A 12,152-nucleotide genomic window follows, 5' to 3' on the forward strand; every position below is an offset into this window, starting at 1 on the left:
CCGGCCAAAACCAAGATTTTCGATCTGGGGGTGCGCGGGGGGGGGTGGGGGGGGCGGACGGCCTGTGCATCCTCGGCGTTTCCTGGGAGTCGGAGTCGCGGCGTTGGGAGCGGCCGGGGAGGGTGTGCCGCTCGGCGCCAAGCTGCTGGGAGCGGGGCAGCTGGGCCGACTGCTGGCGAGCCGGGTGTCGCCGCCCCGCCGTACCAGAGACCACTGCCAGTGCCGCAGGTGCGAACCGCATCGCCTCGGCAGTGGTGCCGCTGCCGAGGCGGGCGTTCGACGCGTTGAGCAGGCGCAGCCGGTAGCGGGCCGGCTGGGTCTCAAGCGCTGGCTCTGCCCACTTCCGGTGGTGACGTTCGGCAATTGTCACTCCTTGCAGCGATGTGCCCAGGTCACGGCAGAAGCCGGCGGCCTGGACGGTGGGTGTGCCTGACACAGAGGACGACCCCGATAAGCAAGCCCCGACCGACCGGACCAGGCGTTCCCTGTCGTGACCTTCCGTCACCAGCGGAAGGACGCCGTTGGCGATGACACAACCAGGCGGTATGGAGCCAGCGGGCTTCCGGCCGCCGGACGACCCGGCCAGGGCGGTGGGGCGTGGGATGCCGGACGCACCGGCGTCCCACGCCGCCCCGCGGTGCGCTGGTTCGGGGAGGAGCGCCATGCGGGGCAGGCCGGATGGTGCCCTCATGCTCACCGGCAGGCGGGTGCCCGGCCGGGCCTTGACCGCTGCCGGCCCCATCTCCCGGCAGGGGCACCGCTTCGACGGGGCCGGGACGGTGGGAGGTCGCCTCCGTCTTCTCCGTCACGTTCTTCTTCAGCCACCGGTAGCCCGGTGCCTTCATCGGCTCGTACGGGGACTCAGCGGTGGATCGTGACATCACACTGGCGCACCGGCGACGCATATTGCGCTGGATGGTACGGGCACGAGCCGGTAGCTTGGCAAGCTCCGTCCTGCGCGCGGGGCACGCCGATCCGCAGCAGGCCCCGCCGGCCGCAGAGATCATCAAACGCGCCGCGATCCGCGGCCGCGCCCTATGCGCACACCCAGGTTCTCGCACGCTTCCTTGAGTCCGACACCAACTTGTTCGAGGTTGTCGTCGTTGATCCGTTTGGTGCCGAAGGCCGAGAGATTCGTGCAGTATTCCTTCGGAGCGCCGTTCGCGGTGGGCTCGAGCGGGGGCTGGTCCACCCCAGCTCGGTAGAGGTTGGTTCGCGTGGGGCTCTGCCGGCCGTTGTCGAGGACCATGGGGTCGTTGAGGGGGACGAAGGCGAGCGGGGGATCGAATCCGCTCTGGACGTTCGGAATCTGATTGGCCTGGAGCTCGTTGAGGGCGAGCGAGGTGGCCTGGTGGCCGGGGTCAGCGAGGTCGGGTGCGGTCCAGGGGGTGCAGCCGAGCGCCGGGTCCTCGAACTCGGTCAGCAGCAGGTTGTCGCTGCCGTTCAGGAGCGTGGTGCCGCCCTTGAGCTTCGCGGAGTTGGCAGCGGACTCCTGCGCGGTCCGGCCGTCCGGGGTGGCCAGGTACTCGGCGGTGACGTTGTCGCTCTGGTCCTGGCCCACCAGACCGAAGTCACAGACCGGCAGCTCGACCGGCGTCGCCACTCTCCGCGAGGGCAGGACGTGCGTTGGCGTCGAGCTGTCGCCCCACTACGCCGAGGTCGCCGAGCAGCGGCTCCGGGCAAAACTCAGTGGTTGGCGCCGGCAGCCACCAGGACGATCGGGCTGCGCTCGGCGCCGGTGAGGTCGGGCAGACTGCCGAAGATCACGGCGTCTTCTCCGGCGGGGTGGTTCGGGCGGGTCGCAGCTGCTGCGGGATCGGTGCGTCGGGGGCGGCGAGGTGGAACAGGAGCCTCGGTCCGAGCCGTTCCGCCTGGTCGGTCCCGATGAGCAGCACGAGGTCGCCCTCGGCGGTTGTCTCGAAGATCCGCTGCTCCGGGCCGGGTTCGTACGGTCCGGAGCGGACGCGGTGGACGGCTCCCGCTCCGAGCGCCTGGCGGGCGGCCTGCTCTACAGCGTCCAGCGGATCAGGTGCGAGCTGGGCGGCAAGCGGGGTGCTGACCGGCAGCAGCACCGCGTGGTCGGCATCGCCGAGAGCGGCACCGAGTTCGGCGGCGTGTGCGCTGGTGCGGGCGATGCCGTCCGGCTCCAGGACCACGACCAGCGAGCCCTCGGTGAGCATCCGGGCGGCCATGACGTCCTGGGCGATCTCGCGCGGGTGCCGGGCACGGGAGTCCACCACGGTGATGCCGGACTGTGTGCCAACCGTGGCCAGCGAGCGCTCGACGCCGCGGAAGGCGGCGGCTCGCTCGGCGAGGGCCTGCGGGTCCTCGCCCACGATCAGGGCGGTGGCGATGGCGGCGCACACCGCCAGGGCGTGGTGGCGGCCGGTGACCGGGAGGACGAAGGAGTGGTCCGTCTCCTCGTGTCGCAGGGTGACGCGGAAGTCCTCGCCGGTCCAGCGGGGCCTCATGATCCACACGGTGTCGGCCGGGTCGGTGCCGACGGTGACCACGTGCGGTCCGGGCCGGTCGCCCAGGCGCTCGCGCAGGATCTTCACGCCGTTGTCCCAGGTGGGCAGGACGACGGTGCCGGCACGGCGGGCGAGGCGCTCGGCGGCGTCGAGGCCGGCGATGTTGTCGTCGTAGTGCGGGGCGTTCGCGCCGGTGGACAGGATGAGCGCGGCGGCGAAGTGGGGCTCGTGGTGGAGGAAGTGCGGTGCGGGGCGGTGCTGCCAGGCGCCGGGCGGAGCGGCTTCGTGGGTGGCGGTGTCCGGGCAGAAGTCCGCGACGATACGGCCGTCCCCGGCGTGGCCGGCGCTGCCCCCGCTGGCCGGGGCGTTCAGGACCCAGCTCGTCCGGCCGTCATCCAGCACGGCGGCCAGGGCGGCTGCCGCGCTCGCGGTGCTGTGACTGCCCGCCACCGCCACCGCCTCGGACCCCGCCTGGGCACAGATGGTCATGAGCGCGACGGCCCGGCCGAGAATCGGCAACCGCAGCACCTGGGCGTGGTCGAGCTCGGGATGTGCTCCGGCGAAGACACCCGACCACACCACGGCCGTCCGGTCGGTGCGCACGTGCTCAGGCTTGAAGCCCACCCGCACCTGGACGCCGACAGCTCTCAGCGCGGCCACCGCCGGGCTGTCCCGGTCGGCCTCGGGGACGCTGCCGGTGACGTCGGCGCCGCTGCCGGCCAGCCACCGGGCCAGGCCCTCCATGCCGGGAGCGGCGACATCGACCAGGTGTACGGCCCTCAGCAGATCGGGCACGGCAGACGTGGCCGGGCCCGCGACGGGGCGGCGGCTGTCGGGGTGGCTGGTTGTGTCCATCATCGTCTCCAACCGGAAGTCAATGGAAGGGAGTTGGGCGTGGTGGGGAGGGGGTCGACCCGCTGCCGACCCGGGGCTCATGACTGGGTGAGACCGCGCTCCAGCTCGGCTTGCTGACGTGGGCCGGATCGCCGTTCAGCGTTGCGGGGTACTCGGTCCCGAGTTCATTGCCTCTGGCGGGTGAGGCATCGTCGGGGCTGTCCGTCCGGCCTTGGGCGCGCGGTGTCTTCCGTGGCTGCGGTGCAAGGGGGTTTCGGGGAGCGTCTGCGACCAGGCGGCTACCGGGCTGCCGAGCCAGCGGGTGGCCGGCGGAACCTCCTGGCCGCGCATCACCAGCGAGGCCGCGCCGACCGACGAGCCCGGCCCGAGGGTGGCCCCCGGCAGGATGATCGAGTACGGTCCGATCGACGAGCCCTCGGTCCGCCGCTGAGCGTATAGGCATAACGACGTCGAGGTCCTATGGCGGCATATGCCTTAAGTGGTTGCTAAGGATCCGCTCAGTCTCGTCCGTAGCCCGCAAAGGCGCTCGCTGGGTCAGGACACTGCAGGTCAGGGTCGATGTGGCAGTGGCTGCGACGCCCCTGTCGCCATGAAGTGGATCACCGAGTATCGGAAATGTCGGCCGTGCCCATCGGATCGGGTGAGCACTCTCCTGAATGAGCAAAACCTTATGTGTCGTTTAGAAATGGCGCTGAACGGAGCATCGAGTGCGTGGATCTCCTAGCATCCATGTCATCAGCGACCGAACTGCCGGTCCGTCAGCCCGTAACCGTCCTGGCCGGCCATCGCCCGAGAACGACCGCGATTGCGATCTCCCTGTCAGCAATCGCCCTGTGCTTCCTCTCCCGACGAGGCATCCGCCGCGCCGGTGCCTCCTCCAGGAGTACCGACATGAAACTCCACCAAACCCATGGTCCCGCCGAACACGAGTGCCACACCCACCCCCACACCCATCAGCCAGTTCCCGCCCTGCTCCAACGCAGGGCAGTAGGACCGGTGCCGCCGCGCCACTCCCTCCGCCCGGCGGCACCCCTGCTCGCCACCCCGGACGAGCTACCGGAGTGACGAGCAGCCCGGGTGATCGCGTCGGCGCCGGGCGTGGCCGGTGCGCGACCGCCACCAGCGCCGCACCTGCCAGCGGCATAACAGCAAAGAGAGTCGTGCCAATGCACTCCAGACCGCGATGTCAGCGCTGCCCTTTCGACGGGCCCGGCACCGGCCACATCTGCAATCCACGATCCGACGCCCCGTTCCCGCCGGACTCCCGCTTCGAGCTACGCATCCCGCCGTACGTCCAGGACCTCGATGTGCCGGAGCCGGGAACCGAGGCGGAGACGGTCGCGTTCCCGGTCATCGACGAACCGGATCCGTCCGCCGAGCACCGCGCCGGTGATCCCGGTCCCGAAAGACGTCGAGATCCACAGTCATCCGGGGCTACCGACCGCCGGCTCACCCGTAGAACGGTGCTGGTCGTCGCGCTGGCCTTGACGGTGGGGGTGGTCCTGTACACGCGGATATCGGGACTGACCGCGCCGGCCGGCTCCGGGGACGGGAGGGCGGTGGCCATCCCCGGCGGCCCGGTCGGGCAGAGCGATTTCTCGCTCTCGCCGGTCGGGTCGCCCTCCCCGAGCGGGGCGCCGTCCCCGCAGCCGGTCGGTAGCGCACCGGGCTCCGTCGCGCCGGCGCCGGCGGGCACCACGCCGAGCCCCGCCGTACCGGCGCCGGCGGGCACCATTCGCTCGGCCCCGCCCGAAGCCCCTGCCGCCCAGGCGCTGGTGGACGCCGCGTCCGGCAACTGCCTGGCGGCGGGCCCGGACGGCATCCTGCAGATCTGGACCTGCGACGGGCGCGCGACGCAGCAGTGGACCCGTACCGCCGCCGACGAACTGCGCACAGCCAACAGCGCGCTCTGCCTTGCTCCCGCACAGGACTTCGGGCAGGACGGCACCCGGGTCGTGGCAACCCTCTGCACCGGATCGGACAGCCAGAAGTGGACCGTGCGCCCGGACGGCAATCTGGCCAACGCCAGATCCGGGCTGTGCCTGGACGTACTTGATGGATACCGGGCCAACGGTACCCCGCTCCAACTGTGGACCTGCCTCGGCCCGGCCGGCCCCGCCTGACAACGCCGTTACAGCACAACGTCGTTGGCAATCGGTCGGCCCCCGACTTCCTGCGTTCCACTGCGGCTCCTCGCGTCCCCGACCCGCACAGTGAGGATCAGACCATGAACGACATGACCGACCCCACCGAGGCAGCCGCCCTGAAACGAGCCGCCGAGCCGAGTCGCACGGTCCGCCCGCTCTGGGAGCACGTCGCCGAAGTCGGTGCCCCCGCGGCGGTATCGGCCGCCGAAGCGCTGCAGCGGGTCGCCACCGACGAAGGTGGGCCGACGGTCGGGGTCCCGGAGCCGCCCGGTGGCTCCGACCCACGACACTCCTGGCACAGTGGCCGGCGCCCGTGACGGCATGGCGGCGTCGCCGTTGCCCAGCATGGTCGTCGAACCGCCCTTCGGGGAACCGGCGGTGGCGGGCGGGCCAGCAGTGCTGGCCTCTCCGGAGAGCGGCATCCCGGCCCGGTCTGCGGCCGTTGTGGCGATCCCGCGCTCGATCGGGCAGCCGGCCGTGCCGACGCCGACCGACGGTGAGAACGCGTACCGGCCGGCCACTGCTGGATGACCGGCCGGCGAGCGCGGTAGGGTCACCTTGCTCGCCCTGAACGAGCTCCAGGTGGCCAACTTCAAGGCATCCCCCGTGGGCCTGACCCCGCTCACCGGAAGCCCCACCGGCCCGCCCCCCGTGGCAGGCAAGGACCGGACCCGGCAGTTCCCCGCTGACAACAATCCGCCGCGGGCCGATCACGCCACAACCGCTGATCTCTGCACCTACTGTCAGGCCCTCGCCACCGTGGACACCCATCGGCTCCTACGGGACAAGGAGTTCACCGCCAAGGCCGCCTCGCCGCAGCCCGGACACACGCTGTTCGACTTCCTGGCCCAGCGGTTGGCCGACTCCTTCACCGGCCTCGGCTGCCGCAAGGTCCTCCCGTCGGCCCCCAGCCTGACGGCCGACGGAACGCCGACCGGCATGCCCAGCCCCGCGGCTGACGGAAGGCTGACCGCCATGCCCAGCCAGACTCCGTCGGCCTTCGGCACCCACTTCTGAGCCTGCCGGTCCAACCTTGCCGGTCACTCGACCTGCTGAGATCCCCCGGAACCGGGGCATGCGGCGCGGCCGTGCTCCACGCTTTGAGACCCAGTTGCGAAGCGTGAGAGAACGGCCGCTGCCCGTGAGCGTCCCAGTCGACACGCCCACGGGGCGGAGCATCGGACATCGCGTCCCGGTTCGGGTCGAGTTCTACGACTGCCTCCACGCCCTTGCGCACGCACTCCCGTCCATGGGCGCGGCGACCGCAGCCGCGACCGGCAGGCCTCGGCCGACCGTACCCCTCCGTCGCTGTTCTGGAGACGGGACGTGCCTCCGGGATCGCACTGCGGGACGTTGTACGCCTCGGCCCCGCGCACGACGCCACACACCTGACCGCCACCCAACTACGCGGTGTTGTCGCAGGGTTGATCGAGGTTGGGCACCGGACCCCAAGCTCGGGTGCCGGTGTCCGGGTCCCCGTCAGCCCAGGGTGAAGAGGAAGCTGTCCGAGTTGTAGTAGTTCGGCAGGTGCACCAGGAGTGATCCCGGGTGCGGTGGATCCGCCTTCGGCCAGTCCTGGGGGCCCAGGAGGTGGGCGGGGTAGTCGCTGGAGGAAACCGGTGGGACGAACAGGAGGCGGAATGCGGCTGCCTGGGGGTCCGGAGCGAATCGCCAGAGCTGCTCGGTTCGCCCTGCATCGGATCGGCAGGCCTGGAGGGTGACGGTGACGCTGTTTCCGCCCGCCGTGGTGCCGTCGAGACATGTCCCGGTACCGGTGTTGCGCAGCTGGTACGTCTCCTGTCCGGCCGGTAGCCGCTGCCAGCGCTGGGTGGCCTGGCCGTTGCACTGCTGGAGCTGCAATGGTCCGGCGGCCTGTGCGGCGGTCTGTGCGGCGGTCGCGGTGCCGACGCAGAGCTCCGAGACGTGGTTGACGAGCGGAAGCCCTGCGGCGGCCGGTTGCGTGGGTGAAGGGGTGGTGTTGGTGGGCGTGACGGTCGCCGGTTGCGAGGGCGATGCGGGGGTGTCGGTGGGTGCGGCGGTCAGGGTGGGTGCGGCGGCCGGGGTGGGTGCGGCGGCCGGGGTGGCGGATGTGGGCGGGAGGGAGGACATCGCGGCCGAGCCGATCTCCGGGGACGCACTGTCGAAGCTGTTGGCCGGCAGCGGTCTGCCGGGAGCGGGCAGGGTCGGAGCGTCGGCCGGCTGCGGATGTTCTCCGGCCCTCTCCACGGCGGTGAGGAGCAGGCCGGCGATGGCGAGTGCGGCCAGAGCCCCGGCGCCTGCCGCGGCGAGAGGTATGAGCAGGCGCCGGCCGGTTCGACCGTCGGTGCTGGCCGGTCGGGGCAGGCGCCGACTCTTTTGGTGGGCAGCGGGGTCGGGATCGCCGGGCACGGGGTCCTGAGGCTCCTGCTCGGGTGCGAGGGCCACGGCCGATGGCGACGGGCCCGCGTCGCACAGCACCAGGGCCTTGAGCAGAGCGGGCCGCCGCCAGGTGCGGATGGCATCCAGGTCCGCCCGGACGCTTCGACAGCTCTCGCACCTGGCGAGGTGGCGTTCGAGGTCGTCGGGTTCGCCGCTGGTGGCATGTCGGACGTGGTCGCCGAGCCGTGCGGCCAGGTGCCGGCAGGAGCGCTGGGGCGCGCGCGAGGCGTACGCCTGGAGACAGGCGTCCTGAAGGCGACGCCCGGCAGGGCTGTCGGCCTGCTGCGTACGGGTGGGCGATCCGGCCGCGTCGTCGAGGCGCTGCCACAGATCCTCCTGCAGCGCCGCGGGCAGACTCTCGAACGCGCCGAGGAGGAGCGAGCCCGCTTCGGCTGCGGTGAGCGCCGCGCGTGCCGACGCAGCTCCGTCGCCGGGCCGGGGAAGGTCGGCGAGCCAGGCGGTGAAGGCCGGGCTCAGAACCGATCCACGTCCCGTGTCGGCCCACTCGGCCGCCGTCCTGGTCGCCGCAGCCAGCAGGTGCAGACGGCTCGGGGCCGGGGCGCCGCCGGGGCCGTCGGCTTCCCCTGCCCGCTGCCACGCCTCGTTCGCGAGCTCCTGCGCCGCGCGGCTGTCGGCGCTGCACGTACTGGCGTACGCCGAAACGGCCTCGTGGTGGCGGTGCGTCGGCTGGGCGGCAGTGGGTTCGTCCGGCTGTCGGGTGCCCGGGAGCCGGTGGGCTGAATCGGCTTCCGGGATCGTTGCGGTCCCCGAATATGGCATCTTCACTCCTGGCCATGCCGGTGGGAAGGAACGTGGTCGAACAGTCACTGTCCGGCCCTGGGTGCGAGGGTGGGGCCGGGCGCCGCGGGCAGGTCGGAGGATGCCGTGGGTGAGGCACCTCGCCCGGCGCCGTGATCAGTGGAATCCATGGCGGGCTTTCCCTGGGGGGATCCATGGACCCGGCGCCGCCAAGGCCTACTGGTGACGGGACCTTGGCGGAGGCGGAATTTACCAGCTGGTAGCTGTTGGCGAAAGGTGATGAATCGTCAGCGCGCGAATGAGTTTCTGAGACGTTCCGTCAGTAAAGAATTATTTCGGTTGTGTTCGGACCGCGTTCGGAAGCGGGTCGATGCTTGCTGCGCATCGGTCCTTCAGCCGTGTCGGCCGCGCGGCTTCTGCGCTCCCCGGCGGCGGTTGCGCCAACGGCGGCCGAGGGTCAGGCGGTCCTGGGTCGCCAGTGCGAGGTCCACCTCCACCCGTGCTCCACCCAGCGGGCCGGCCCCGATGCGGAGGCGGCCTCGGGTGGACTCGGCCGCGTTGCGCGCGATGTCCAGACCGAGGCCGGTCGATCCGGCACCGCTGGCTCCTCGGGAGAGTGCGACGAGCGGGTCCGCGATGCCGAGCCCGTCGTCCTCGACCACCAGGACGACGCTCTGGGCGGTCCGCCGTACCCTCACGGCGAAGTGGGTGCCGTCCGGGGTGTGCCGGAACACGTTGCCCACCAGGGCGTCGACCACGGCCGCGACGTGATCGGCTGCCAGCTGAACCGGCGTTGGCTCGTCCGTCGCCTCGAACGTGCAGCCCCGGCCCTGTTGCTCGGCGAGGACGGCCCAGAAGCCGACGCGGTGGGCGGCGACCTCGGACACCTGGCATGACTCACCTGGGGCCGGGTCGAGCCGTCCGATGCCCGTGTCGCCGGGCGCGATGCCAGCCTGCGCCCCGGTGGGCCTAGTGGACAGGGGCGTGCGGGCGGCGACGATGATCGCGTCCAGTTCGTCCTCGAGTTGTTCGATCGCCTTCGCCAGCTGGGGTGAGGCCGGTGAGGGGCCGATCCGTTCGGCTGCGAGGCGCAGTGCGGTCATCGGGGTGCGCAGCCGGTGCGACAGGTCGGCGACCAGCTCCCGCTCGGTCGCCAGCAGCTGCCTGACCCGCTCGGCCATGGTGTTGAAGGCGTCGCCGACCGCCCGGAGCTCGGGCGGACCGGTGAGTTCGACGCGGGTTCCGAGATCACCCACACCGAGGGCCGCCGCGGCGTGGGAGAGCTTGCGTGAGGCGCGTACCACGCGGGCGCCGAGGCGGTCGGCGACCAGCACCGAGCCAATGACCAGGCCTGTGGCGAGCAGGGCCATGATGGTCCAGGCCCGGGCGAGTCCGCGGTTCAGCTCCGAATCGGGCACGAACTCCTCGATCACGGCGACCTGGTCGTGGCCGAGCAGGACGGGCTGGAGGTAGTCCCGGCCTCCGGGAACGTCGCCGGTCAGAGCGGTCCTGCCCTGCGTCGCCCGGTTCAGGAACGGGGTTTCGGCGTGCGTGGTGCCCAGCCGGCTGCCATCGGGAAGATGGATGCAGAGCTGGCCCGTGGTGTCCGTGCGGGCCACCGCCTCGGCGAGATCGGCCTGATCCGTGCCCAGGGTCAGCAGCGGCATCGCGGTGTTCACGCGTTGCTCGGCGGCGAGCATCGCCTGGGTCTGGACGTGGGTGCGCAGGAGCAGGGCCAGCGGGACGAGGAACGACACGGTGACCATGACCGTCACCGCGAGTGCGACCGTGGCAAGGGCGGATCTCACAGGGGCGACACCAGCTTCACCCCCACGCCCCGGACGGTGTGCAGGAAGCGCGGCCGGGCGGCGCGCTCGCCCAACTTCCGGCGCAGGCACGACAGGTGCACGTCCACGGTCTGCTCGTCCACGTACGTCTGCCGCCACACCTCGGCGAGCAGCTGGCGTTTGGAGACCACCCGGTCGGCGTTCAGCGCCAGGAACGACAGCAGGTCGAACTCGCGCCGGGTCAGGCCGATCTCGCGGCCGGCGAGATGGACCGTCCGGGCGAGCGGGTCGATCCGCAGCTCGCCCAGAACCAGCGGCCCGTGGTTCGTCCCGGGGACGCCGTCTCCGGGGGCGAACGTGCGGGCGGGGCCGGTGCAGCGACGCAGGACGGCGTCCAGTCGGGCGAGCAACTGCCCGCCGGAGAACGGCTTGACCAGGTAGTCGTCCGCACCCGCGTTGAGCAGCTTGATGATCTCGGCGTCGTCGTCCCGCGCGGTCGCCACCACCACGGGGACCTGGGACAGGCCGCGGATCATCTTCAGCGCGTCGGCGCCGTCGAGATCCGGCAGGCCCAGGTCCAGCACCACGGCGTCCGGCTGCCACTGGGCGACCTCGCGCAGTGCGCCGAACCCGTCGGGGGAACTGCGCACCACCATCTGATGGCTGGCCAGCAGTTCTATCAGCGAGGCGCGGATGGCGGGGTCGTCTTCCACCACGAGGACGGATGTCATGGCGCACACCGTAGCCGACCGGCCGATCCGGTTGACAGTGTCTTCGAACCGGCGAGCGGGCAAGGGCGGGCACACCGGGCCGGTAGGCCGGCTGCGACCCCGGTTGTCGTGGATTTCCGCTGGTCAGCAGGGTGCTGCGGGCGGGATTCGGGTGAGTTTAGCGGAGGCTTAGGGGTTCCTTAGCGGAGGGTACGGCGAGCGATTCGGCTGTGGCCGCGGTTTCCGGGGACCGCCGCTGCATCGAACTGATCGATCAGGAACTCCGTTACGTCGGAGCCTTTCTGCGTCCAGGTGATCGTTCTGCCGAGGGTCCACCTCCGCGTGCGCGGGGACTTCTCCGACGAGGATGTACTGGCAACGCACCTGGGATCAGGCCCCGTGCACAGAGGCCTGGCGCCGGGCTGGGCGGTAGATGTCGCGAGGTCGGCCCCATGCGCGGGGGCGACTCCCAGGCGCCGATGAGGAGTTCCGCATCGATGTGGTGACTTGAAACCGGCGCACTCCCCGCTGGCGTACTCTCACCGTGGAGAGGACGCCAGCGGAGGCTACGGATAGCCGCCCTGGCCGATCTTATGTTGGTATCACAAAGTCCTATCGCCAGTCAGTGGTCGCGACGCCCGTGGCGGGAATCGGTGAAACGAATCGACTTGTCAAGCCGGTCGGGCGAGATTGCGGGCCTTGTTAGCCGATGCGAGCGGCTCTGGGCTGGAAGCGCAGCGCCAGCCGGGGCGGTATTTGGGATCTGATCAACTGCGGATGTCCATAGGTTAGTTATTGCCGAAGTCGAACTCTGCGGTGACCGGCGCGTGGTCGCTCCACCGCTCGGCATGGGAGGCAGGCCGCTCGACGTAGGCCTCGATGGCCTTGGCGGCGAGGCCGGGGGTGGCGACCTGGAGGTCGATCCGCCAGCGGAACGACACCTTTTCGAAAGAGGTCCACCCGTTCGAGCGCAGGTTGTTCGAGGGTGTCTGCTGGCCTGGGCGG

General features: G+C 71.1%; 9 protein-coding genes and 1 pseudogene. 4 read left to right on the forward strand and 6 right to left on the reverse strand.

Annotated features, from left to right (window positions below; genetic code table 11):
* Positions 1–1,006: 1,006 nt before the first annotated feature.
* Together ABTY15_RS24705 and ABTY15_RS24710 are read right to left on the reverse strand one after the other, a co-directional pair.
* Positions 1,007–1,603 carry a hypothetical protein gene (locus ABTY15_RS24705; RefSeq protein ID WP_350599498.1) on the reverse strand — a complete coding sequence of 199 codons (597 nt, stop codon included), beginning with the start codon at positions 1,601–1,603 and terminating at the stop codon, positions 1,007–1,009.
* Between the two features lie 160 nt (positions 1,604–1,763).
* Complete coding sequence (locus ABTY15_RS24710; protein WP_350599282.1) at positions 1,764–3,326, reverse strand: Mur ligase domain-containing protein; 1,563 nt, start codon at positions 3,324–3,326, stop codon at positions 1,764–1,766.
* A gap of 301 nt (positions 3,327–3,627) precedes the next feature.
* Here ABTY15_RS24710 and ABTY15_RS24715 point away from each other — a divergent pair, with 301 nt between their 5' ends.
* The 4 genes from ABTY15_RS24715 to ABTY15_RS24730 all read left to right on the forward strand — a co-directional run bounded on the left by ABTY15_RS24715 (position 3,628) and on the right by ABTY15_RS24730 (position 6,490).
* Positions 3,628–3,756 (forward strand): hypothetical protein, encoded by a 129-nt coding sequence (locus ABTY15_RS24715; RefSeq protein WP_350599289.1) that lies wholly within the window; start codon positions 3,628–3,630, stop codon positions 3,754–3,756.
* Positions 3,757–4,492: 736 nt separating this feature from the next.
* The gene (locus ABTY15_RS24720; protein WP_350599294.1) at positions 4,493–5,449 is read left to right on the forward strand and encodes an RICIN domain-containing protein; all 957 of its coding nucleotides are present in this window, start codon (positions 4,493–4,495) and stop codon (positions 5,447–5,449) included.
* Positions 5,450–5,553: 104 nt separating this feature from the next.
* A complete protein-coding gene (locus ABTY15_RS24725; RefSeq protein ID WP_350599299.1) occupies positions 5,554–5,790 on the forward strand; it encodes a hypothetical protein in 237 nt (78 codons plus the stop codon).
* 442 nt (positions 5,791–6,232) lie between these two features.
* On the forward strand, positions 6,233–6,490 hold the full coding sequence (locus ABTY15_RS24730) for a hypothetical protein (protein WP_350599304.1): 258 nt from the start codon (positions 6,233–6,235) through the stop codon (positions 6,488–6,490).
* A gap of 462 nt (positions 6,491–6,952) precedes the next feature.
* On the opposite strand, the gene ABTY15_RS24735 is transcribed toward ABTY15_RS24730, so the two are convergent.
* The 4 genes and pseudogenes from ABTY15_RS24735 to ABTY15_RS24750 form a co-directional block, all read right to left on the reverse strand.
* Positions 6,953–8,671: an RICIN domain-containing protein gene (locus ABTY15_RS24735; RefSeq protein ID WP_350599310.1), complete on the reverse strand. Its 1,719-nt coding sequence runs from the start codon at positions 8,669–8,671 to the stop codon at positions 6,953–6,955.
* A 371-nt stretch (positions 8,672–9,042) separates the two neighbouring features.
* Complete coding sequence (locus ABTY15_RS24740) at positions 9,043–10,458, reverse strand: sensor histidine kinase (RefSeq protein ID WP_350599315.1); 1,416 nt, start codon at positions 10,456–10,458, stop codon at positions 9,043–9,045.
* Positions 10,455–11,168, reverse strand: coding sequence for a response regulator transcription factor (locus ABTY15_RS24745; RefSeq protein WP_350599320.1), 714 nt, complete (start codon positions 11,166–11,168; stop codon positions 10,455–10,457). The genes ABTY15_RS24740 and ABTY15_RS24745 overlap by 4 nt, the downstream gene beginning before the upstream one ends.
* 767 nt (positions 11,169–11,935) lie before the next feature.
* A pseudogene (locus ABTY15_RS24750) lies at positions 11,936–12,079 on the reverse strand (exodeoxyribonuclease III); the annotation flags it as partial.
* Positions 12,080–12,152: the final 73 nt, after the last annotated feature.

This window comes from Kitasatospora sp. NPDC097643 (genome assembly GCF_040302625.1).
GTDB lineage: Bacteria > Actinomycetota > Actinomycetes > Streptomycetales > Streptomycetaceae > Kitasatospora.

Bases quoted from the DNA above. Each gene is read 5' to 3' on its own strand.
- ABTY15_RS24725 (WP_350599299.1), top strand. From the start codon at position 5,554: ATGAACGACATGACCGACCCCACCGAGGCAGCCGCCCTGAAACGAGCC.
- ABTY15_RS24710 (WP_350599282.1), bottom strand. From the start codon at position 3,326: ATGGACACAACCAGCCACCCCGACAGCCGCCGCCCCGTCGCGGGCCCG.
- ABTY15_RS24735 (WP_350599310.1), bottom strand. From the start codon at position 8,671: ATGCCATATTCGGGGACCGCAACGATCCCGGAAGCCGATTCAGCCCAC.
- ABTY15_RS24720 (WP_350599294.1), top strand. From the start codon at position 4,493: ATGCACTCCAGACCGCGATGTCAGCGCTGCCCTTTCGACGGGCCCGGC.
- ABTY15_RS24745 (WP_350599320.1), bottom strand. From the start codon at position 11,168: ATGACATCCGTCCTCGTGGTGGAAGACGACCCCGCCATCCGCGCCTCG.